This window comes from Streptomyces natalensis ATCC 27448 (assembly GCF_000935125.1).
In the GTDB taxonomy this organism is placed as follows: domain Bacteria; phylum Actinomycetota; class Actinomycetes; order Streptomycetales; family Streptomycetaceae; genus Streptomyces; species Streptomyces natalensis.
The window spans coordinates 178,992-201,310 of the sequence record NZ_JRKI01000008.1 but is presented as its reverse complement, the minus strand read 5'-3'; the positions used below and the strand labels follow the sequence as shown (position 1 = coordinate 201,310).

Sequence of the window (22,319 nt, the reverse complement as noted above, 5' to 3'; positions counted from 1 at the left end):
GGGCCTTCGACGTATCCGGGACGCCCCGCATCCGGGACGCCTCCGCGTATCCGGGCCGCCATGCCCTCAGCCGGCGCGGCTCAGTTTGACCGTCCACTCCCCGTCTGCGCCGCGCCCCTCGACCTGGATCCGCAGGCCGTCCTGCCGGTCGGTCAGCCCCTCCCCCACGCCCAGCGGCGCATTCGCCAGCGGCGGGTAGACAGAGGTGCCCCAGCAGGCCGAGGAGCCGGGATGGCCGTCCAGGACGCGCACCGGTCCCGCCCCGGAGGCCGTATCGCTGTGGACGCGGTAGACGAGGACGCCCTGGCTGCATACGGAGCGGTCGTTGCCCGTCGCGTCGCGCCCTTCCATGGCGAGGGCGCTGTCGGGGCCGGTACGGACCACCAGCAGGCGGGGCCGGCGGGCGTCGCCCTGTTCGGCGGGGTCGGACAGCGGACGCAGGGAGTGCAGTGTCGGGGAGCGGCCCAGCGTGGCGCAGTCGACCTGGTTGTCGCCGAGCCAGCCGAGCTTCCACTTGTGCCAGGCGAAGGGGTCGGGCGCCAGGCCGAACTGGCTGCCCATGAGGTCCCAGTCCCCCACAAAGGTGTCCCAGTCGCCCTTGCCGTCGCCCGGACGGTGGTAGAGGTCGGGCAGGTCGAGGACGTGACCGGTCTCGTGGGCGAGGACGTTGCGGTCCGGCGGGCTCTGTTCGAAGACGGTCACGAAGCGGCGCAGGTCGGTGTGGTCGGCGTGCATCGGCTCGTCCAGATTGACGACCTTGGTGGCGTCCGAGTCGACGCCCGGGGCGTCCGGGTCGGCGACGAAATACACCAGGTCGTAGCGGCTGAAGTCGACCGAGGCGTCGGCGGCGGCGACCGCATCGCGCAGATAGGCCGAACGGTGGCCGGAGTCCCAGTCGCGCTGTATTCCGTACGCACCGGACCGGTGCGGCATCTGCACCCACTTCTTGTGGATGTGTGCACGCAACCGGAATCTGCCGTACGAGGCGCGGTCGAAGAAGCGGGAGGTGGCCGGGAAGTAGTCCTTGGAGATTTCGCCCGGCTGGGCTAGGGGGCGGGAGTCCGGGAAGGACAGGAAGATCATGACGGCGTCGAGGTGGCCGGCGGGGTGGGGGTAGGCGCCGTTCCAGCTGTCGAGGCCCTCGGAGTGGTGGGCGTCGGTGCGGTTCAGTGCGCAGGACAGGGCCGCGTCGGAGGCGGTGGCGGGGCCCGCGACGACGGAGGTCGCGATCAGCGCGCTCAGCGAGGTGGCGACGGCGGCGAGGCGCCGCAGTCGACGGCGCTCCACCCCCTCGGGTGTCCGGTCGCGCGACACATCGACCTCCCGGGAAGGATTCGGCAGACCTCCCCCACCCTGTGGCGTTTACATGCCGTTCGTCCTGTTCGGGGGCCCGGACGGGTGACCGGCGCGTCGCGGCCCTCGTGTGACGGAAAGTAACAAACGGCCAACCTTGGAAGCGACACGAACACAGCCGTGCAGAAATGGCTGAAGTTCCGTCATGCGTGCCGACGATCCCGGCTGCGTCGCTGGATCGGCCGTTGCACCAGCCTCTATGATCGCCACACTTTCCAGCGCGGGATCCACCCTCCATCACGAGACAAGCGCCATGCGGGAGCGAGCAGTGAGCGGACACCCCGACAGCACGGGCCGCACGCCCGGAGCGACGCTGCAATCCGTGACGGAACGTGACGGCAGGACCAAAGCATCGGGCGGCGGCCGGCGCCGCCCCCTCGGCCGCTGCGACGACAACGCCGCCGGCCTCGCCGACTACCGCGCCGCCTTCCAGGCCGCCCGGATGCCGATGGCCGTGCTCAACCGCGACGGTCTGGTCCTCGCGGCCAACCCCGCCTTCGGCGAACTGGTCGGCACCGACCCCGACGACCTGGTCGCCGCCACCGCCGCGGACCTGACCGACCTCGGCGCCGACCCCCGGGTGTGGACCGCCTACCGCGAGGTGCTGTGCGGCCGCAGCGACCGGCTGCGCTGCACCCGCCGCCTCAAACACCCCGACGGGCACTCCGTCTGGGTGGAGGTGACCGTCGAACCCCAGATGGGTGAGGACGGGGTCCTGCTGTCGGTGGACGACATCAGCGACCGCCACGATCTGCTCGCCCGGCTGCGGCATCTCCAGATGCACGACCCGGTGACCCGCCTGCCCAACCGCGCCCTCTTCTTCGAACGGCTCTCCGGCGCCCTGGAGACGGCCGCCTTCGAACCGGCCGGCACCGGGCGGATCGGACTGTGCTATCTGGACCTGGACGGCTTCAAGGCCGTCAACGACACCCTCGGGCACCGCGTCGGCGACCGGCTGCTGAGCGCGGTCGCCCAGCGGCTGCTGCGCTGCGCCGAGACCGCCGGCGACCGCGGGCCGGCCCACGGCGGGCATCTGGTGGCGAGGCTGGGCGGCGACGAGTTCGCGATCCTGGTGGAGGACTCCACCGGCACCGACCAGCTGGCCGAGCTGGCCCAGTGCGTGCTCGATGCGCTCCAGCGGCCGTTCGACCTTGCCGGGCAGCGGCTGTCGGTCTCGGCGAGCATCGGCGTCGTCGAGCGGACCGCCTCCGGCACCACCGCCACCGGGCTGATGCAGGCCGCCGACACCACGCTGTTCTGGGCCAAGGAGGACGGCAAGGCCCGCTGGACCCTCTTCGACCCCGAGCGCAACGCCCACCGGATGACCCGGCAGGCGCTCTCCAGTACCCTGCGCCCGGCCGTCGACCGCGGCGAATTCACCCTGGAGTACCAGCCGCTGGTCGGTCTGGGTGACGGCCGGGCGCAGGGCGTCGAGGCACTGGTGCGCTGGCGGCATCCGCAGTTCGGCACCCTCTCGCCGAATCGGTTCATCGCACTGGCCGAGGAGAACGGCGCCATCGTCGAGCTGGGCCGCTGGGTCCTGGAGCGGGCCTGCCACCAGGCGCGGGCCTGGCAGCTGGCGCACCCCGGCGGCCAGCCGCTGTTCGTCAGCGTCAATGTGGCCGTACGTCAGGTGTGGGACTCCGACCTGGTCGCGGACGTGGCCGGCATCCTGGCCGAGACCGGCCTGCCGCCGCGCCTGCTCCAGCTGGAGCTGACCGAATCGGCGGTCATGGGCTCCGCCGGCCGCCCCCTCCAGGCCCTCCAGGCGCTGAGCGACATGGGCGTACGGATCGCCATCGACGACTTCGGCACCGGCTACTCCAACCTCGCCTACCTCAGCCGCCTCCCGGTCTCCGTCCTCAAACTGGACGGCTCCTTCGTCCACGGCTTCCGCTCCCAGGAGCACCCCAACCCCGCCGACGAAATGATCGTCGAGGCGCTCGTCGCGCTCGCCCACCGCCTCGGCCTGACCGTCACCGCCGAATGCGTGGAGAGCGCCGAACAGGCCGAGCGGCTGCGGCGCATCGGCTGCGACACGGGGCAGGGCTGGCTCTACTCACGGCCGGTGGCCCCGGACCGGGTGGCGGCGCTGCTGGACGCGGGACGGCGCACGGACTGCTGAGCGGCCCGGCGCCGCCCAGGGCCCTTCTCCCACGGAGATCGGCAGAAGGGCCCTAAGCCTCAGGGCCCGTCCGGCAGCCCGTACGCATCGGCTATCAGCTCGTACGACCTCAGCCGCGCCTCGCCGCCGTGCACATTGGCGGTGATCATCAGCTCGTCCGCGCCGGTGCGCCGTACCAGGTCGTCGAGGCCCTGACGGACGGCATCGGGGGTGCCGTGGACGACATTGCCCAGCCAGCTGTCGACGAAGCCGCGTTCGCGGTCGGTGAAGTCGTACGCCGCGGCCTCCTTCGGGGTGGGGACCAGGCCGGGGCGGCCGGTGCGCAGGCGGAGCATCGCCAGGGCGCCGGTCCTCACCTGGCGGCGGGCCTCCCGCTCGTCCTCGGCGGCCAGCGCCGCGACGCCTATCAGGGCGTACGGCTCGGAGAGCACCTCGGAGGGACGGAAGGAGGAGCGGTAGAGGTCGAGCGCGGGCACGGTGTTGGCCGCGGAGAAGTGGTGCGCGAAGGCGAACGGCAGGCCGAGGGCACCGGCCAGCTGGGCGCTGAAGCCGGAGGAGCCGAGCAGCCACAGGGGCGGGCGGTGCGGGGACTGCACCCCGCCGGGCGCGGTGGCCTGCACCGGGCCGGGGACGGCATGGATGCCGGCGTAGGGGTGGCCGTCGGGGAAGGAGGCGTCCAGGAAGCGGGTCAACTCGAGCAGCTGCTGTGGGAATTCCTCGGCGCCCTCCTGGTGGAGCTCGGTGCGCCGGAGGGCCGCGGCGGTGGCGCCGTCGGTGCCCGGCGCGCGGCCCAGGCCCAGGTCGATCCGGCCCGGGGCCATCGCCTCCAGCGTGCCGAACTGCTCGGCGATGACCAGCGGGGCGTGGTTGGGCAGCATCACCCCGCCGGAGCCGAGCCGGATGGCGGAGGTGTGCGCGGCCAGGTGGGCGAGCAGCACGGCGGGGGAGGACGAGGCGACGCCGGGCATGGAGTGGTGCTCGGCGACCCAGTAGCGGTGGAAGCCGCGCCGCTCGGCCGTACGGGCGAGGTCGACGGCGGTGCGCACGGCGCCGGTGGCGGTGTGGCCGGCGCCGACGGTCACCAGGTCCAGGACGGACAACGGGACGGGGGCACCGCCCCGGGCGGTGCCCCGGATGCCGTCGTCGCCGCCCGGGGGCTGCTCCACTTCACCACTCATGCCGAGACCTCGCTTCGCTCGGCCTCGCATTCGCGAGGCACGCACCTCCCGATTGTTCTCCCCCAGCCTCCGGCCGGGGGGACCCCCATGCTTCGCTCTCTCACGGTTGTGAGCCCTCCTCGCATCGCGCTGGTCTGCGAGGGCGTCAACCGGAGCGCTTCTCCGATTATTCCGGGCCGGGCGCCGCGGGCCGCCCGGGCGGCGCTCCGGCTACCCCCGCCCGGTTCGCGCGAAGAGGGTGCCCAGCCGCGGGCAGGCGATCTCCCGGTCGAGCAGCCGCAGCCCTTCCCAGACGGTGACCTGATTGGCGGTGAGGACCGGTTTGCCGAGCTCGGCTTCGAGGTCGGGCAGATAGGCCGCGGTGTGCAGGGCGGTGTCGGGCAGCAGGACCGCCTCGGCGTCCGGGTGGTCTCCGGCCCGGGCCAGCGTCAGCACCTCCGTACGGCCCCAGGTGCCGACCTCGGCGGCGGTGATGATCCCGCTGCCGCGGGTCGAGACGACCTCCGCCCCGGCGGACTTCAGGAAGGCGCGGAAGTGCTCGGCCACGTCCTCCGGGTAGGTGGCGGCGATCGCGACGCGGTGGGCGCCGAGCTCCCGGATGGCGTGCGCGAAGGCGAAGGACGTACTGGAGGCGGGCAGACCGGCCCTGGCCGACAGCTCGCGAACCTGTTCGTGCGCGCCCTCCCAGCCGAAGACGAAGCTGGCGCTCGTACAGGCCCAGACGACGGCCTCGGCGCCCCGCTCCTTGAGCGCGTCGACACCGGCCGCGAGCCGGACCGCGGAGCCCATCTCCAGCAGCGCGTCGACGCGATGGGCGTCCTCGCCGATGTCGGTGTGCACGAGCGGCAGCCCGACGCCGCCGCTCAGCAGCGCCTCGATCCGCGGGTAGTCGTCCTCCGCGGAGTAGCCGGGGTAGAGGAAGCCGACCGATGCCATGCAGTGCTCTCTTTCGTGTACAGCGGTGGGTGCGGGTGGGCGCCGCCGGCGGCGGTTGCCTTCGGCGGCGCGGGCGGGGGGGGAGGGCGGACCGGCCTCACACCGGGGGCTGGGGTCCGGGTTCGTCGGGCAGGTAGGGCGGCGGCTCGATGCTGTCACCCACCTCCCCGTCAACAGGCGCGGGCGGCCCGGCGAACGCGGCCTCGGGCGTCGGCCCGGGCCGGCTCTCCGGCACGCCGGCCCCCGACCCGGTCATCGCGGCCGGACCGCGTCGCGCCACCGGGTCGAGCAGCGCCTGGTACGGGCCTACGGCGTAGACGCCGATGGCGCGCAGCGCGGCCCACATCGTGACCTGGTTGGCGGACAGCACGGGCATCCGCAGCTCGGCCTCCAGCTGCGGGATCACGTCGTAGGTCGGCAGGTTCGTACAGCTGATGAAGAGCGCATCGGCCGCACCGACCACGGCCGCGCGGGCCATGTCGACGACATCGCGGTAGGGCACCTTCCAGATGTGCCGGGTCAGTCCGAGGTAGGCGCGGCCGGTGACCGTGATGCCCGCCTCGCCGATATAGCTCTCCAGGGAGTCGGTGACCGATTTGGTGTACGGGGTCACCACTGCGATGCGCCGCGCGCCGATCTCGCGCAGCGCCTCCAGGAGTGCTCCCGAGGTGGTCAGGCAGGGCACTTCCCCCGCCTGGACCATGGCGGCACACATGGCCCGCTCGCCCGCCACGCCTGCGACGAAACTGCCGGAGGTGCAGGCATAGGAGATGACCTGCGGGGAGACCGCGCACAGTGCCTGCACGGCGGACTGGAGGGTTTCGTGCTCGCTGACCAGGCGGGCCAGATCGAGGCTGACCTCGACGGGCACGAAGGGGGTCCGGGTGAGGTGGAGAGACACATCGTCGGGGACCCAGCGCCACAGCTCGCGGTCGAGCGCGAAGTCAAAAGGGGCGACAACGCCCACGCCGAGCTGAGGCTGGGGACCACCAAGGAAGGAGACGTCCATTTAAGGCCCCTAGAAGAAACGAAGGGGTAAGGGGAGCCAGGCCAGTGGCCGGGAAGGTGAAGCAGCCGGTCCATGCCGGGACGCCGGGACAGATGCCGTTCTTGACACGGTAGATACGACTTCTTAGCGTGGTCAATCCTCGCATCCCAGGCATCTTTCCGGCGCCCTGTCTTTCCTACCGCGCATACGTTTCGAAACGGTTTCTGACCTATGTCTGAAAGCACCGTCCTTGTCCTGGGTTCCGACCCGCCCCCGAAGCTGGACCGGCTGGCCGGCCGGGCCCGGGTGATCTTTGCCGACGAGACCTCTCTGGCCGGTCTACTCCCTACCGCCGATGTGCTGTTGGCCTGGGATTTCACCTCCGACGCCATCCGGGAGGCGTGGCCCGAGAAGGGGCCGAGGCCGGCGTGGGTGCACACCGCGAGCGCCGGCGTGGACCGCCTGCTGTGCCCGGCGCTGATCGCCGACGACACCCTGGTGACCAATGCGCGGGGCGTCTTCGAGCAGCCGATCGCCGAGTACGTCGCCGGCCTGGTGATCGCCATGGCCAAAGATTTCTACGGAAGTTGGGAGCTCCAGCGGCAGCGGCGCTGGCAGCACCGCGAGACGCTCCGGGTGGCCGGCAGCCGGGCGGTCGTGGTGGGCTCCGGCCCGATCGGCCGGGCCATCGGGACCACCCTGCTGGCACTGGGTGTCAAGGTCGATCTCGTCGGCCGCCGGGCCCGTCCGGAAGATCCCGAGTTCGGTCTCGTCCACCCGAGTGAGGCGCTGAACGGCCTGCTGCCCCAGGCCGATTGGGTGGTGTGCGCGGCGCCCCTGACGGAGGCGACCCGCGGGCTGTTCGGCAAGGAGGCGTTCGCCCTGATGCCGCCGCGGGCCCGGTTCATCAACATCGGGCGCGGCCCCCTGGTCGTCGAGGACGATCTGGTCGCGGCGCTGCGCGGCTGGCGGATCGCGGCCGCCGCGCTGGACGTCTTCGAGCAGGAGCCGCTGACCGCCGACAGCCCCCTGTGGGACGTCCCGCATCTGATCGTCTCGCCGCACATGAGCGGGGACACGCTGGGCTGGCGGGATGCGCTCGCCGAGCAGTTCCAGGACAACTTCGACCAGTGGTCGGCCGGCCGGCCGCTGCGCAATCTCGTCGACAAGCGGCTGGGGTACGTACCGGTCGGCTGACGGCGCGGGCCGTCCGGCCCTTTGTGCCGCCCCGTTCCCGCCGCCCCGCCCGGGGCGGCCGATGCCCGGAGGACGCATGACGACCGACCCGACCCCGACCGCCTCGCTCGCGGATCTGACCGCCACCCGGCTCACCGCCGGTTACGCGGCCGGCGAGTTCTCCCCCGTCGAGGCCACCCTGGCCGTCCTGGAGCGCGCCGAGGCCGCCCAGGCGCGGACGAACTGCTTCACCCGGATCGCCGCGGACGAGGCGCTGGCCGAGGCCAAGGAGTCGGCGGAGCGCTGGCGGTCGGGGACGCCCGCGGGGCCGGTCGACGGGGTGCCGGTCACCGTGAAGGACATCCTGCTGATGCGGGGCGCGCCGACGCTGCGCGGCTCGCTCACCGCCCGGGAGGAGGGCTCCTTCGACGAGGACGCGCCGTCGGTGGCCCGGCTGCGGGAGTCCGGTGCGGTCTTCGTCGGCAAGACGACCACACCGGAGTTCGGCTGGAAGGGTGTCACCGACAGTCCGCGGCACGGGGTGACGGGCAATCCGTACGACCCGCGGCGCACCGCGGGCGGCTCCAGCGGCGGCAGCGCGGCGGCGGTCGCGCTGGGCGCGGGCCCGCTGAGCCTGGGCACGGACGGCGGCGGCTCGGTGCGGATCCCCGCGTCCTTCTGCGGAATCTTCGCCTTCAAGGCCACCTACGGACGGGTCCCGCACTATCCGGCGAGCCCCTTCGGGACGCTGGCGCACGTCGGGCCGATGACCCGCGATGCGGCGGACGCGGCGCTGATGCTGGATGTCATCTGCGGCCCGGACTGGCGGGACTGGTCGCAGCTGGCGCCGGCCGCCGGAACCTTCCGGGCGGCGCTGGACGAGCCGCTGGCGGGGCTCCGGGTGGCGTTCAGCCCGTCGCTGGGCTGGGCGGTGCCGGTGGCCGCCGAGGTGGCGGCGGCGGTCCGGGAGGCCGTGGGGAAGCTGGCCGCGCTGGGCGCGGTGGTCGAGGAGATCGACCCGGGCATCGCGGACCCGGTGGAGGCGTTCCACACGCTGTGGTTCAGCGGTGCGGCGCGGGTCGTACAGCATCTGGACGCGGCGCAGCGCGCGCTGCTCGACCCGGGGCTGGAGGAGATCTGCGAGCGCGGCGCCCGTTACAGCGCGCTGGACTATCTGGCGGCGGTCGACACCCGGATGGCACTCGGCCAGACGATGGGGCGTTTCCACAGCGCCTACGACCTGCTGGTGACACCGACCGAACCGATCACCGCCTTCGAGGCCGGCGCCGAGGTCCCGGCCGGGTCGGGGCATACGCGGTGGACGGGGTGGACGCCGTTCACCTACCCCTTCAACATGACGCAGCAGCCCGCGGCGAGCCTGCCGTGCGGAGTGGACGGCGCGGGGCTGCCGATCGGCCTCCAGCTGGTGGGGGCGCGGCATGCGGATGCGCTGGTGCTGCGCGCCGCGCACGCGCTGTACGGGGCGGGCGCGGCGGAGATTCCCGCGCCGCCCGCCCCGTAGGACCCGCCCCGTAGGACCCGCCCCGGAGGACCCGCCCCGGAGGAGGGTCCTCAGGCGCGGCGGAAGTTGAGGGTCTCCCCCAGGGCGCCGGCCCGCCACAGGTCCTGGCAGGCGTCCGCCATCCGGTCCAGGCCGTCGACGATCGTGCCCCACACGATGCCGGGGACCCAGCCCGCGTCGCCGTTGATCAGCAGATTGTTGCGCTCGTAGAAGAGGGCGAGATCGACGACGGTGGCGCGGCCCTGGTGCTTGGCGTCGTGTTCGTAGCCGTAGGACTTTGTGGCCAGTTGGGTGTCGCTGAAGGTGAAGTAGCACAGATCGCCGGGGATCGGGGTGATCGTCGGGTTCTCCAGCGGCGGCTCCTGGGGGGCGAACGGCGGGACGAGGGCGTAGATCTCGTTCCGGGCGTACTTGGCGTGGTAGACGTCGCCGCCGAGCGGGAGCGCGTCCCAGACGGCGTTACAGGTGAGCGGAGCGCGGTCGTCGAGCAACTTGGCCGTGCAGCTGACGCCGCGCTTGTCCAGGGAGACTTCGATGAAGCGATCGGTCATGCCCAGATCGTAGGGGGGCAATACCGGCTTACGGAACAAGTCTCTCCGCTCTTCTCATGCCCGTCGGTATCGCTTTCGTTTCCATCAAGGGCCGGAAACGATCGGCATATCTTCGAACGGTTACGGGTAGTCGCGCGCCCATGGCTCCACACCAGGAGAAGACCTCAGACATCACACAACCATCAACAGGCGGCATCCGTCGCCGCTCGCTGCTCGCGGGGGTAGCGGCGCTCGGCGCTACGGGTGCGATAGGAGCGACCAGTGCGTGCAGCCGGGTCTCGACGGCCCAGGCACAGGACGGCGGGCACCTGCTGGAGCGGCTGCGGGCGAAGGGCTCGGTGACGCTGGGCCTGGCGGGCGAGCAGCCGTACGGGTACATCGGCAAGGACGGGAAGATGACCGGCTCGGCGCCGACCATCGCCCGGGTGATCTTCAAACGGCTCGGCGTGCCGAAGGTCGAGCCGTTTCCCACGGATTTCGGCTCGCTGATCGTCGGGCTGAACTCCCAGCAGTTCGATGTGGTCGCCGCCGGGATGTACATCAATCCGGAGCGCTGCGCAAAGGTCATCTTCGCCGATCCCGAGTACCAGATGCTCGACGCGTTCATCGTCCGCAAGGGCAATCCGCTCAAGCTCCACACGTACAAGGACATCGCCCGGGCCAAGGCGAAAATGGCGACCGGCGTCGGCTACGCCGAGATCGGCTATGCCCAGGAGGCCGGCGTCAAGAACATCACCACACTGCCGGACCAGCTGGCGGGGCTGCTCGCCGTCGAGCAGGGGCGGGTGGACGTCTTCGCCGGGACGGCCGTGACCGTGCGCAATGTCGTGCAGGAGTCGAAGACCACCCAGGCCGAGGCGACCGGCGAGGTCACCCCGTACGTGAAGGGCAAACCGCACATCGACGTCGGCGGTTTCGCGTTCCGCACGCCGGAGACGCATCTGCGCGATGCGTTCAACCGCGAGCTGCACAAGATGAAGAGGTCGGGCGAACTCCTCGACCTCATGCGGCCCTTCGGGTTCACCAAGGAGCAGATGACGAGCATCACCGCCAAGGAGAAGTGCCGGCCATGAGCGATATCAGCTGGGGTTTGTGGAAACTCCTCCTCAACGGGGTCTGGATCACCGTCCAGTTGACGGTCTACAGCGCGGCGCTCGGCGTGGTGGTGGCCTTCGGGATCGGGATCGCGCGCACCCACCGTCTGCGCATCGTGCGGTTCCTGTCCGGGGCCTACTTCGAGATCTTCCGGGGCACCTCCGCACTGATCTTCATGTTCTGGGTGTTCTTCGTGCTGCCGCTGGCCTTCGGCTGGCAGCTGGTCCCGATGTGGGCCGCGGTCCTGGCGCTGGGCATGACGTACGGGGCGTACGGCTCCGAGATCGTGCGGGGCGCCATCGCGGCGGTCTCCCCCGGCCAGCGCGAGGCGGCCATCGCGCTCAGCTTCTCGCCCGCCCAGCAGCTGCGGAAGGTCATCCTGCCGCAGGCCTGGCCGGAGATGGTCCCGCCGTTCAACAACCTGGCGATCGAGCTGCTCAAGGGCACCGCGCTGGTGTCACTCCTGGGCGTACCCGACATCGCCTTCGGCGCCCAGCTCGTACGCAACGCGACCACCCGGAGCGCCCCCGTCTACACGATCATCCTGGTCATGTACTTCGTCCTGGCGTTCGTGCTGACCCGGGGGATGCGCGTGGTGGAGCGGCACGCCAAGGCAGGTATCGGCCAGGCGCCGCCGAAGCGGGCGGGCCTGACGACGACGTTGAGCATCGGCAAACAGACGAGCCCGATCGGCCCGGTGGCCCGTACGGCCGCCGGCCCGACGACCGGTGCCGCGACGGAAGGTGAGGCGTGATGAAGTTCGACTGGTCCGCGGTCGGCGACTTCATGCCGCTGTTCTGGCGGGGTGTCGTGGTCACCCTCGAAGTACTGGCGCTCGGTTCCCTGATGGCCTTCGCGCTCGGTCTCGTATGGGCACTTGCACAGCGCTCCTCCCTGAAGGTGGTGCGCTGGCCGGTGACCGCGCTCACCGAGTTCGTACGCAACACCCCGCTGCTGGTACAGCTGTTCTTCCTCTTCTACGTCATGCCCGAGTGGGGCGTCACGCTGACCGCCATGGTCACCGGCGTGCTCGGACTGGGCCTGCATTACTCGACGTACACCGCCGAGGTCTACCGTGCCGGCATCGACGGCGTACCGGTCGGGCAGTGGGAGGCGGCGACCGCGCTGAGCCTGCCGCGCAGCCGCACCTGGATCGCGGTGATCCTGCCGCAGGCGATCCGCCGGGTCGTTCCGGCACTGGGCAACTACGTCATCGCCATGCTGAAGGACTCGCCGATGCTCTTCGCCATCGGTGTCCTGGAAATGCTGGGCCAGGCACGGCAGTTCTCCTCCCAGACCTTCCAGACGGTCGAGGCCTACACCGTCGTCGGTATCGCCTTCATCCTCATCGCCTACCCCGCTTCTCTTCTCCTGCGAGCCCTGGAGCGTCGCCTTGTCCGCTGACAGCACTCCCAACACTCCCAAGAACACCGCGAGCGGCAACGACGTTGCATCCGGCGCCGCCTCCGGTGCCAGCACCAACCCGGCGGTCGACGGCAGCGAACTGATCCGCTTCGACAAGGTCACCAAGCGCTTCGGCTCGCACACCGTCCTCGACGCGCTGGACATGAACGTCTACTCCGGCAAGCACGTCACGCTGATCGGCCCTTCCGGCTCCGGCAAGACCACGATCCTGCGGCTGCTGATGACGCTGCTGAAGCCGGACGAGGGCACCATCACGCTGGCCGGTGAGTACCTCACCCACGAGAAGAAGGGCGACAAGCTCGTCCCGGCGAGCGACAAGCACAGCCGTCAGATCCGCAAGAACATCGGCATGGTCTTCCAGCAGTTCAACCTCTTCCCCAACATGAAGGTGCTGCGCAACATCACCGAGGCGCCGGTCCACGTCCTGGGTCTGGACAAGGACGCGGCGGAGGAGCGCGCCCGCGAGCTGCTGGACCTGGTGGGCCTGACCGAGCACCTCGACAAGTACCCCACCCAGCTCTCCGGCGGCCAGCAGCAGCGCGTCGCCATCGCACGGGCGCTGGCGATGCGGCCGCAGGTGCTGCTGCTGGACGAGGTGACCTCGGCGCTCGACCCGGAGCTGGTGGCCGGTGTGCTGGACGTCCTGCGGGACATCGCGCACACCACGGACATCACCATGCTCTGCGTCACGCACGAGATGAACTTCGCCCGGGACATCTCCGACTGCGTGATGATGTTCGACGCCGGCCGGGTCATCGAATTCGGCCCGCCCGAGCAGATCTTCACCGACCCGGAGCACGAGCGGACGCGGGAGTTCCTGAGCGCGGTGCTCTAAGCGTCGGCTGGGACGGCGGGGGCTCATGCGACTGCTGCGACCCTCGCCCCCGTCGTTGCCACCCATGCGCCCCCGGCGCACGCCCAAGCGCCGTTGAGTGCGCCCCCATAGGGCATACGGCGGAGCCCGGCCCTCTCACAAGGGCCGGGCTCCGGCACGTCACGGCACGGCGACCCGGCGCACCGCCACACCCCTCCTGTGCCTATGACATATGCCAGGGAAACTCTCCGCTGAACAGGCCCGTGAACAGGGATGTCTTTCGGTCAAGACCCCCTCCATCGAGGGCCGTTGACCGCTATCGTGATACGAGCCCCGTTGACCGGGAACGGCCCGCGCAATGCACCGCCGTGACCGCCGACGAGAGTTGACGACGCAAGCGGTACCAACCTGCTAGGGGGACACCGTGGCGCTGAAGCCCGAGCCGACCGCGCCGTTCCATTCGGTGCAGTACGCCCTTCGCGTGCTCGAAACGATCTCCAGGCACGCCGACGGCGTGACCGACGCGCAGATCGCCCGCGAAACCGGCATGCCCACAGGCCACCTGGCCCACATGCTGTCGATGCTACGACGCGAGGGCTATGCCAATCAGCTCACGGACGGCGCGTACGTCGTGGGTGAATCTCTGCTCCTGTTGGGCTCCGGCGGCACCCGGAATCACGCCCTGCGCGACAAGTTGCAGGTCACCCTCGGCGAACTGCGCGATTCGGTGGGCGCGGCGGTCTACATCAGCCGCTATATCGACGGCGAGGTCAAGATCACGCACTACGCCGACGGACCGCTGGCTCCCAAGGTCAACGAGTGGGCCGAATTCCGCCGCACCGCCCACGCCAGCGCGGTGGGCAAATGCCTGCTGGCACAGCTCGACCACGATGGCCGGAAAGACCACCTCTCGCGCCACAAGACCGCCCGGCTCACCTCCCGGACGATCACCAACGAGAAGGTCCTCTTCCACAAGCTCGACAGCCAGCCGCCCACCGTCCCGATGCTCGACCTCCAGGAGTACGCCGTCGGCACGGTCTGCGCGGCCGTACCGATCACCGCCGGATCCACGGTCGGCTGCCTCGCCCTGTCCATGCCCCCCTGGAGCACGCCCACCGTTTGCGCCAGGCCGCCGACACCCTCAACCGCAGGGCCGCTCCCGTACTGCTCTCGCTGGCGATCTGAGCGGAGCGCGGGGCGGCCGGTCCGGGCGTGGTCATGAGCACCCTTTCGGACCAGGTAGTATTTCTTTCGTCAGCGCGCGCCGCTAGCTCAGTTGGTTAGAGCAGCTGACTCTTAATCAGCGGGTCCGGGGTTCGAGTCCCTGGCGGCGCACCTGTGAAGTGGGCGTTCTCGGTTCTCCGGGAGCGCCCACTTCGGCGTTCCGCGGCCTCTTCGGGTTCACCCGTCCAAGAGGTGCGCGCGGCCATGGTCCCGGTACTCGCCCAGCAGCGCGGCCCGGTCCTCCTCGGTGAAGCGGCGATACGAGCGCCCGGCGCGGGCGGACGGCCCGGCCGCCTCCGGGGGCCCGGCCGCCGACGGCGTCCACCAGATCGGTTCGGGGCAGCGGAATCCGGCCCGCCGCAGGGCGACCCGGCGCACCTTGTTGGTAGCCGTCACCGGGAGCGCGGCCAGGATCCGTACGAAGCGGGGCGCCATCTTCGTCCCGAGGTCGGGCTGCGCGGCGAGAAAGGCCACAAAGTCCTCCGGGTCGAACACCGCGCCGTCCCGTAGGGCCAGGGCCGCCATGACCTGGTCACCGGCGACGGGATCGGGTACGGCGTAGACGGCGACGCCGGTGGCTGGTGCGTAGCGGGCCAGGATGTTCTCGATCATGGCCGCGGCGAGATTCTCGCTGTCGACCCGCAGCCGGTCGTCCGTACGGCCGGCGAAGTGGAAGAACCCCTCGGTATCCCGGAAGAACAGATCGCCGGTCCAGTACCAGCCCGTGCCGACCCGGCCCTCCAGGCGGCCCCGGGTCCGCGCGGCGGTGGCCTCCGGGTTGCGCCAGTAGCCCTCGAAGGAGCTGCGGCCGCGGTTGACCAGCTCCCCTATGGCCTCGTCGCCGTTCATCAGCCGGCCGTCGCCGTCCAGGCGGGCGCGGGGCAGCTCGGCGCCGGTCTCCGGGTCGACGACGGCGAGATCGTCCCCGGGGGCGGGCCGTCCGATGGCACCGGGCGGGGTGTCCGGTGTCCGCTGAAGCGCCGCGCCGCCCTCGGAGGAGCCGTATCCCTCTATCAGGGGCGCCCCGAACCGCTCGGCGAACCGCTCGGCATCGACCGCACCCGCCTCGGTGCCGAATCCCGTGCGCAGCGGGTTGTCGCGGTCGTCAGGCGCGGGTGGGGTGGCGAGCAGGTACTGGACGGCGCGGCCGACATAGGTGAAATACGTGGCCTTGTAGCGGCGGACATCCGGGAAGAAGCCGGAGGCCGAAAACCGGCGGCGCAGCGCGACGGCGGCACCGCCGGCCAGCGCCGGGGCCCAGCCGGCGATCACGGCGTTCCCGTGGAACATCGGCATGCAGAGGTAGTGGACGTCCTCCCGCCGCACCCCGAAATACCGGACCAGTGAGTGCCCGGCGGCGGCCAGCCGTCCCTGGGTGCAGAGTGCGGCCTTGGGGGCGCCGGTGGAGCCGGAGGTGAAGTAGAGCAGCATCCGGGAGGCGGGGGTGGGGGCGGCGCCGGTGAGCGCGTCGGGACGGGCCTGCGCGTAGGGCCCGAGCAGCTCGCGGTAGGCGGGGTCGTCCACGACGAGGACGCGCTCGGGCGGGACGGTCAGGTCCAGACCGGCCAGCAGGGGCAGGTGGGCGCGTTCGGTGATCAGCAGCGCGCAGTCGGTGTGGGCGATGTCGCGGGCCAGCTCGGGCCCGCGCCGGGTGGGGTTGATCCCCGCCACGGCAGCACCGGCGAGCGCCGCCGCAGCGAGCCACAGCGGGTATTCGGGCACGTTGTCGAGCAGCACCCCGATATGCGGCTCCGCGCCCCGCGGCAGCAGCTCCCCGAACAATGCGGCCCGCGCCGCCGCCCCGGCGGCGACCTCATGGTGGGTGAGCGTGCCCTCGCCGGACTTCACGCCTGGACGGTGATCGCCCCACTGCGCCCGGACCAGTCCCGCCATGGTCGCCGGGGCGGGGATGTCCGGTGTCTTGTGGGTGTGAGGGTGGACGTGGGTGTTGATGTGGGCGCGGGTGGCTGCCATGACGCGGGAGGGTAGCTGACATAGCGTCAGGTGTGGAGTGGTGTCGTCATGCCTCGGGTGCATCCACCGGGTCCTGTCAAACCGTGGGTCTACGGGCTGACGGCTGGAGGTTCACGCCACAGGTTGACGTCCTCAATTCTCGGATTTCGTAGCGTTGTTCACGTTCGAAGAGGGCGCGAAGGCGTGGGAACGCAGAGAGCGCGAGCGGTACGCGAGGGGAGTGGGAGCCATGACAGGAAGCATGATCAAGGACGAACCGGGGGTGGGTGGAGCCGAGGGCCGGGCCGCGGACAGGCCACCCCGCGACGCCCGCGGTATGGGCCGGCGGGCCTCCCCGGGGGAAGGCGGGGAGACCCGACGCACCGAATGGGCTGGGGTTGAGCTCAGGAGAGGTCGACGTCCGAGCAGGCATAGAACGCATTGCCCGTGTCGGCGATGTCCCAGACGCCCAGAATGATGTGGCGGCCCGACTTCTGGGTGGGCACGGTGCCGTGATGCTGCACCGTCTCCCCCGGCTGCGCACCGCCCATCGGCACCGTCATGAACGGTTCGGATTCCAGGTCGGCACGGGTGAGCGGTTTGGTGGGGTCGTAGCCGTCCTTGGTGATGAAGTATTTGAAGTCGGTCGTGGCATGACGTGCCGTCAGGCGCCAGGTGAAGGTGTAACCCTGGCCCGGCGTGAGCTTGGTGCCGGGCCACTTTCCGCCACGGGGGTCGTCCAGTTCGGCGAAGTCGTCGTGCCCACCGGAACAGATCTTTCCATCGGCGGGCCCGGCGGCCGGGAAGCCCTTGGGCCCCTCGACACTCTGCGGTTCGTACTGAATCGCACCGCAGTCCTTGACCGTCCCGTTGGCGCAGAGCGCCTGCCGGCTGGGAGGTGCGTCGCTGTAGCCGTGACTGGAGGCGCTGCCCGTCGAGAGAAGGGAGACACCGACGACACCGAGGCCGATCACGGCAGCACTGATCCGTTTGCGCATGCTTCGCTCCTGAAGAACGTGGGGGGGGAGTTCCATGAGCCGATGCGGTCTAGACCAAGTCGAAGACTAGTAAGGGGGATTGGCCATGTCCAGACCAATGACAAGCAGTGAAACGAAGTCAGGCGCGGCAGCCCAGGCAGTCATGACAGGCATGACAGGCAAGGCAAGACAGGAAACGGAGCGGCAGACGACGATACGGCTCCTACAGCTGTGCCTTCAGGGCCACGATCCGGCCGGATGTCGCGATGGTGATGTCCAGCCGCCAGGGCCTCCCGGTTCCGACGCCACGGGCGGGGCGGCGGTAGCTCAGAAGGTGGGCGCCTCGTTTGCCGGAGAGAGCCCGGAAGGTGACGATGGCTCCCTCCGTCTCACCCGGGAACCATCTGCGGACGAATCGCTCTCCGGACGCCTTCATTTCGTGCTCGGTCAGGCGGCCTTCGTCGGCTTCGGTGACTTCCGACCACACACTCTCGAGTGTGCGAGCCGGCCATAGCGCGACGACGTTTCCTTGCGCCGTCTCCGTCGTCAGCCGCCAACGACCGCGTCCCAGGTCCTCGATTGCTGATCCGGTGATCTGCACATGCTTGCCGTAAAGCTTGGCGACGGTCCCGTTCATCCATTGTTCTTGCCGCTCGGTGTGGCTGGACTTCTCTCTCCAGCGCTGCACTCTCGCGTCGCCGTCCACGGTGGCGATGGAGGAATGGAAGGCGCCCGTGAGAGTCGCGGTCGCAATAACGGCCAGGACGGTGCTCCAGGTGATGTCCCGGCGGGTGAAGGGGGTGCGACGCTGCTTGATCCACAGGAACCCGGTGGCACAGAGCGCGCCGGCGATGCCTCCGGCGGAGTTCGAGGTGATGTCGTCGTAGGTGCAGGCGCGGCCCAACGCGATCCACGCCTGGAGGAGTTCGATGGTGCAACTCAGCGCAACGGCGCACACGGCCACCGTCAGCGGGCGCCGGAAGAGCAGAACGGCGAGGAAGGAGAGTGGGACGAACAGCAGGAAGTTCAGCCGAGCGGATTCCGAAGCGAGGAAGGCGTCCATGGGAAGGCCCAGGTCACATACGCGGAGTTGGCCGGCTCCGCCGCTGCCCGGAGTCAGCGTCACCGTCAGCACACCGGCGAGAGAGGTGACGAAGAGAAGCGAAAGGGCGAGGGGTTTCTCCTTGGCCGCGGCTATGAGGGCCGTGGGGATTCCCAGGAGGAGGACGGCGGAAATAAAGAGCGGTATCAAGCCGGGTAACGCGCCGACCGAAGCTTCGATCACGGGGATTTTCTTTCGGAGTTCAGGCCAGGGAGTTCAGCTCAGGGAGTTGAGTCGCGGGGTCGAGTCGGAGGGTCGAGTCGGGCGTTGAGCGGCGGAGTAGAGCCTTGAGCGCGCTCGCATTCTCTCCCGGAGCGGCTGCGGTCCCCCGTACGGGGGCGCTGCGGGGGCCGAGGTTTTTCGGCGCCGAGGCCTTCTCGGGCGGGGCTTTGTGGCCTGAGCTCTGTCCGGCCGGGCCGCGAGGGTGCCGGGGTCGGGGGGCACGGCGGGCCGGGGCTCGGTTCTGCCAGGCGGGGTGCAGGAGCAGCGGCAGCGCTGAGGCGGGCCCGGGCGGTGTACCTCGAAGGGTGGAGTGCGCCCTGCTGGGGCTGGTTCGCAGGGTGCACCCGCCGCCGCTCGGAGTCGGCCGCTTCGTACGTCGGAAGCCGCGGCAATACCCCGCCTCGTCTCGCCCGGTGCCTCGCGTCCCCTGGCCGTGCCCAGTCTCGTATCCGTGGTGGACACCCCACCCCCACCTGGTCCGCGGGTCTGGTTCGGGGCCAGGGTGGGGCGCTCGGAGGGGGCGGGGCGTCAGGCGGCGGCGGGGAGGGGGGACGGGGCGGGATGGGCGGCGGCGTGGAGGAGGGAGGTGTAGGTGCGGCGGAGCGCTATGAGGGATTCCTGGGCCTCGCGGTAGGTGGCGGCGTCGGGGCCGCCGCGGTGGGCGAGGGTGCGGACCGGGGCGCAGTGGCGGTCCATCGCGCTCAGCCAGGCGCGGTGGGCTGCCGGGAGGTGGCGGCGCAGATGCTGGCGTCGGCTGCCTTCGCCCGGTCGGCGGGCTCCGACGCCCAGCACCGCGTCGGCCGCTTGGAGGACGGGGGGCTCCAGGGCGCCCTGTTCGGCGAGGGCACCGAGGACCGCGCGCTGCTGCGGCGTCGTCGGGGCGGCGGCCAGCTCCACGGCCTCCGAACGGAGTTGGGCACGCAGGGCGTGCTGCACGCGGACCAGGCGGCGCAGGGCCGTCTGGGTGGAGGAGTCGTCGGGGGCGCGGCCGGCGAGGGTCTCGGCGAGGCGGAACAGCCAGATGCCATGGGCCTCCAGGCGGGTCGCAGCCAGCATCAGGCGGTCGAGGCGGCTGAGCGGCTGCCCCTCCGGTGCCCAGCGGACGATCGGGACAAGGGGCTCCGTACGGGCCAGTTGATCGATGGGGATGTGCTTGCGCGGTTTGCGTTCGGGGGCCCAGTTGCGGAGCGCGAGGGTGGGCAGCGCGACGAACTGGTCATGGTCGATGCGGTGGGCGACGGCCGCCCACAGGTCGAGGAACGCCTCGTCGGCGACCCGGCGGGCGGCCGGTGCCTGCGGGTCGAGGCCGTTCCAGCCGCAGGAGACCGCGATCACCGCGATGCGCATCGCCGCGGCCTCCGCGTTGCGCGGGGAGAGGCGGGAGACACGTTGCCGCAGGGCTGCCAACTCGTCGGCGCGGTGCGCCCGTTCCACGATGGTGATGGCGGCCTCGCGGCCGGGGGCGACGGCCGCGGCGCGGGCCAGGGCGTCCAGCCGGGTCCAGGTTCCGATCATGGAACGGACCGGGGGGCGCTCGGGAAGGAAACCGTGCACACGGGCGTCGTGCGACGCGGAACCGCACGGGGGAAGAGAGGAGGCGGTGTCCGCGTGACCGTCGGCGTCGGGGTCGGTGGCCGGGTCCGCGGGGTGGCGTAGCGGGGAACGCTGCGCGGGCGGTAGGCCGAGGCCGGCTGCCGCCGTGGCTGACGTGACCGTCGCGTCGGGGTGGACCGTCGCGTCGGAGTGGACCGTCGCGGTGAGGTCGCGGTCGGTCACGGTGGTGGTCGTGGAGGACGTAGTGGTCGTAACAGTCGTCATCAGTGCTTTCCCGCGAGGAGCCGGGCCAGATGGGTGTCCATGTCCAGGTATTCGTGTTCCCGGCCGGGCGGCACGATCGCCACCGTCTGCTCCAGCCATGCGGTCAGCTCCGTTGCGCGTACCGACAGCTCGCAGACGCTGTCGTCGGTGAACAGTTCGATATGTATGCGGCGCTGCCCGCCCGGCTCCCGGAACGGCCACACCCGTACATCTCCTTCTCCGGTCTCGTCGCGCAGGCCGCCCAGCAGCAGATCGCGGGCGAACAGCCAGGTGGCGACCGACCGGCCGCGGGTTATGAAGTCGACCTCGATCTCATAGGGGCGGTCACTGCGGTAGCTGAACCGGCCCGACACCGAGACCGCGTCATGCGGTCCTATGAGGAGCTGCATCTCAAGGGTGCGCTTGGCTGTCGACACCACGACGATCAACCTTTCCGTGGAGGGGCGAGTCCCGGGAGACCCGTTTCCGGGGCGCGCGTCCTAGCAGACGTTGGGACGCGCGGTGGGGTTGCAACAGGTGGAGGGGGAGTGACGGACGCCATCCGGGCGCGGTGCCCGTCGAAGCCGTGGATGACCACGGTGCGAGGCGGGGCCGGAAGGCCGGCCGGGCCGGATGCCGGACGAGCCGGGCGCCGGGAAATCCGTGGCGGCGATTGCGCCGGAAGTGGGCGTGGCGGGGGCCTTCGAAAGCCGCGGTCCGTGACCGTTGCGGGGACCGCTTCCGCGGTCGCCTCGGTGGCGGCCTATGACACTTCCCGTCGTTGCCATGCCAGTTCCCTCCTGGCTTGTCAGGGCTTCCGGTGTCGCTCGCGCCGCGACTTCCGACCGCTTGCCTCGGCGGTTGGCCTCAGCCTCTCAACCGGCCGTGGAGCGCGCATGTTGGCGGAAAAGCGCCGGTTCGCGGTGAGCTGCGGCAACCAAATCGATCTTCACAGGGGGATTCGGCCGACGCGGAGGCCGAAGGTCGCGAAGTGACGGGACCTTCGGCCGGGCAGGGTCCGCGACCCGGCCACGAACGTGACAGGAGTCACACATGTCGTGCGTGTGGGCGGTTCGGACGTGGGTACGGAGCACTCCCGAAGTTCGTGTAGAGTTCTTCACGTCAGCGCGCGCCGCTAGCTCAGTTGGTTAGAGCAGCTGACTCTTAATCAGCGGGTCCGGGGTTCGAGTCCCTGGCGGCGCACGTAAGACTGAGGCCCCTCGCCATGCGAGGGGCCTCAGTCGTGTGGATCACAGTGTCGGGGCGTCGATGCGGCCCGCTGTCCGGGCCACGTCAGCCCGAGTTCGCGCACGCCGCCGGGCTGCCCGGCCGACCTGTACAGCACCGGGCCCGGTGGGAGCCGACCACTGCCCCCGACCAACGCCGCCGACCAGCGCCGCCGCGATCAACGCAAGAGCGGCATCCCCACAGACCACCCACCCGCCTGGTCAGCGTGCCTCCCCGTTCCCCCCACCGTCCCGGTCGCGACGCAGCCGGAGCCGGAGCCGTAGCAACTGCCCCGCGACCACCAGGAGGGCGCCCCCGGCCAGAACCAGGCCGACGGCCGAGGTGCTGCTCAGCTCGCGGTTGGCTGGGTTCTGTTCGGAAGCGGGAGGCCGGCGGGAGCGGTGGCCGGGGCCGGCGGGGTGGTTTTCGGCCGGGAGGAGCGGGGCGGGAGCGGGGGCGGCGGCGGTGATCGAGGCCGTACCGGCCCCGGCGCCGTGGTCCTCGGCGGCGTACACGGGTGCCGCCGTCACCACACATGCCGCGACGGCAGCACAGAGAATCAGTTGCGGTGAACCCATGGTGAACCTCCGGATACTCCGAAGGTCCGCCCGCACGGCGCGCTGCGCATCCGGTGCGCCCCGGTGCTGCGCCGTT

Annotated in this window: 18 protein-coding genes, 2 tRNA genes and 1 pseudogene; 10 read left to right on the top strand and 11 right to left on the bottom strand. The window is 70.8% G+C overall.

Annotated features, from left to right (window positions below; genetic code table 11):
- Positions 1–66: 66 nt before the first annotated feature.
- Positions 67–1,314, bottom strand: coding sequence for a M6 family metalloprotease domain-containing protein (locus tag SNA_RS05765; protein ID WP_030072326.1), 1,248 nt, complete (start codon positions 1,312–1,314; stop codon positions 67–69).
- A 361-nt stretch (positions 1,315–1,675) separates the two neighbouring features.
- On the opposite strand from SNA_RS05765, the gene SNA_RS05760 reads away from it, so the two are divergent.
- On the top strand, positions 1,676–3,478 hold the full coding sequence (locus tag SNA_RS05760; RefSeq protein WP_044363783.1) for a putative bifunctional diguanylate cyclase/phosphodiesterase: 1,803 nt from the start codon (positions 1,676–1,678) through the stop codon (positions 3,476–3,478).
- A 59-nt stretch (positions 3,479–3,537) separates the two neighbouring features.
- Here SNA_RS05760 and SNA_RS05755 read toward each other — a convergent pair whose 3' ends face one another.
- The 3 genes from SNA_RS05755 to SNA_RS05745 all read right to left on the bottom strand — a co-directional run bounded on the left by SNA_RS05755 (position 3,538) and on the right by SNA_RS05745 (position 6,601).
- Complete coding sequence (locus SNA_RS05755) at positions 3,538–4,656, bottom strand: LLM class flavin-dependent oxidoreductase (protein WP_030072318.1); 1,119 nt, start codon at positions 4,654–4,656, stop codon at positions 3,538–3,540.
- A 210-nt stretch (positions 4,657–4,866) separates the two neighbouring features.
- On the bottom strand, positions 4,867–5,592 hold the full coding sequence (locus SNA_RS05750) for a maleate cis-trans isomerase family protein (RefSeq protein WP_044363604.1): 726 nt from the start codon (positions 5,590–5,592) through the stop codon (positions 4,867–4,869).
- 97 nt (positions 5,593–5,689) lie between these two features.
- Complete coding sequence (locus SNA_RS05745; protein ID WP_030072316.1) at positions 5,690–6,601, bottom strand: maleate cis-trans isomerase family protein; 912 nt, start codon at positions 6,599–6,601, stop codon at positions 5,690–5,692.
- Between the two features lie 210 nt (positions 6,602–6,811).
- Between SNA_RS05745 and SNA_RS05740 the strand changes: the two genes are divergently transcribed.
- Together SNA_RS05740 and SNA_RS05735 are read left to right on the top strand one after the other, a co-directional pair.
- The gene (locus SNA_RS05740) at positions 6,812–7,777 is read left to right on the top strand and encodes a D-2-hydroxyacid dehydrogenase (protein WP_030072314.1); all 966 of its coding nucleotides are present in this window, start codon (positions 6,812–6,814) and stop codon (positions 7,775–7,777) included.
- Positions 7,778–7,853: 76 nt separating this feature from the next.
- The gene (locus SNA_RS05735) at positions 7,854–9,278 is read left to right on the top strand and encodes an amidase (RefSeq protein WP_044363603.1); all 1,425 of its coding nucleotides are present in this window, start codon (positions 7,854–7,856) and stop codon (positions 9,276–9,278) included.
- 50 nt (positions 9,279–9,328) lie between these two features.
- Here the strand turns inward: SNA_RS05735 and SNA_RS05730 are convergent, their stop codons facing one another.
- The gene (locus tag SNA_RS05730; RefSeq protein WP_030072985.1) at positions 9,329–9,829 is read right to left on the bottom strand and encodes a DUF3830 family protein; all 501 of its coding nucleotides are present in this window, start codon (positions 9,827–9,829) and stop codon (positions 9,329–9,331) included.
- Positions 9,830–9,969: 140 nt separating this feature from the next.
- Here SNA_RS05730 and ehuB point away from each other — a divergent pair, with 140 nt between their 5' ends.
- The 6 genes and pseudogenes from ehuB to SNA_RS05700 all read left to right on the top strand — a co-directional run bounded on the left by ehuB (position 9,970) and on the right by SNA_RS05700 (position 14,498).
- Positions 9,970–10,902, top strand: a complete 933-nt coding sequence (ehuB, locus tag SNA_RS05725) for an ectoine/hydroxyectoine ABC transporter substrate-binding protein EhuB (protein WP_078969707.1) — start codon at positions 9,970–9,972, stop codon at positions 10,900–10,902.
- Positions 10,899–11,678 (top strand): ectoine/hydroxyectoine ABC transporter permease subunit EhuC, encoded by a 780-nt coding sequence (gene ehuC, locus SNA_RS05720; RefSeq protein WP_037794367.1) that lies wholly within the window; start codon positions 10,899–10,901, stop codon positions 11,676–11,678. Before ehuB ends, ehuC begins: the two co-directional genes overlap by 4 nt.
- Entirely contained in the window at positions 11,678–12,328 is a 651-nt protein-coding gene (gene ehuD, locus SNA_RS05715; RefSeq protein ID WP_030072990.1) for an ectoine/hydroxyectoine ABC transporter permease subunit EhuD, read from the top strand. The genes ehuC and ehuD overlap by 1 nt, the downstream gene beginning before the upstream one ends.
- Positions 12,318–13,184, top strand: a complete 867-nt coding sequence (gene ehuA, locus SNA_RS05710; RefSeq protein ID WP_030072992.1) for an ectoine/hydroxyectoine ABC transporter ATP-binding protein EhuA — start codon at positions 12,318–12,320, stop codon at positions 13,182–13,184. The genes ehuD and ehuA overlap by 11 nt, the downstream gene beginning before the upstream one ends.
- 403 nt (positions 13,185–13,587) lie before the next feature.
- A pseudogene (locus SNA_RS05705) lies at positions 13,588–14,348 on the top strand (IclR family transcriptional regulator).
- Between the two features lie 76 nt (positions 14,349–14,424).
- A tRNA-Lys gene (locus SNA_RS05700) sits at positions 14,425–14,498 on the top strand.
- Between the two features lie 66 nt (positions 14,499–14,564).
- Here SNA_RS05700 and SNA_RS05695 read toward each other — a convergent pair.
- From SNA_RS05695 to SNA_RS05675, 5 genes are all read right to left on the bottom strand, one after another.
- Complete coding sequence (locus SNA_RS05695; RefSeq protein WP_037794373.1) at positions 14,565–16,280, bottom strand: AMP-binding protein; 1,716 nt, start codon at positions 16,278–16,280, stop codon at positions 14,565–14,567.
- 464 nt (positions 16,281–16,744) lie between these two features.
- The gene (locus SNA_RS05690; RefSeq protein WP_030072998.1) at positions 16,745–17,338 is read right to left on the bottom strand and encodes a lytic polysaccharide monooxygenase auxiliary activity family 9 protein; all 594 of its coding nucleotides are present in this window, start codon (positions 17,336–17,338) and stop codon (positions 16,745–16,747) included.
- Between the two features lie 202 nt (positions 17,339–17,540).
- Positions 17,541–18,602, bottom strand: coding sequence for a VanZ family protein (locus tag SNA_RS05685; RefSeq protein ID WP_030073000.1), 1,062 nt, complete (start codon positions 18,600–18,602; stop codon positions 17,541–17,543).
- Positions 18,603–19,169: 567 nt separating this feature from the next.
- Complete coding sequence (locus SNA_RS05680; protein ID WP_241779553.1) at positions 19,170–20,459, bottom strand: hypothetical protein; 1,290 nt, start codon at positions 20,457–20,459, stop codon at positions 19,170–19,172.
- Entirely contained in the window at positions 20,459–20,878 is a 420-nt protein-coding gene (locus SNA_RS05675; RefSeq protein ID WP_030071598.1) for an SsgA family sporulation/cell division regulator, read from the bottom strand. The genes SNA_RS05680 and SNA_RS05675 overlap by 1 nt, the downstream gene beginning before the upstream one ends.
- 689 nt (positions 20,879–21,567) lie before the next feature.
- Between SNA_RS05675 and SNA_RS05670 the strand changes: the two genes are divergently transcribed.
- Positions 21,568–21,641: transfer RNA gene (locus SNA_RS05670), tRNA-Lys, on the top strand.
- A 245-nt stretch (positions 21,642–21,886) separates the two neighbouring features.
- On the opposite strand, the gene SNA_RS05665 is transcribed toward SNA_RS05670, so the two are convergent.
- Complete coding sequence (locus SNA_RS05665) at positions 21,887–22,243, bottom strand: hypothetical protein (protein ID WP_030071600.1); 357 nt, start codon at positions 22,241–22,243, stop codon at positions 21,887–21,889.
- Positions 22,244–22,319 lie beyond the last annotated feature (76 nt).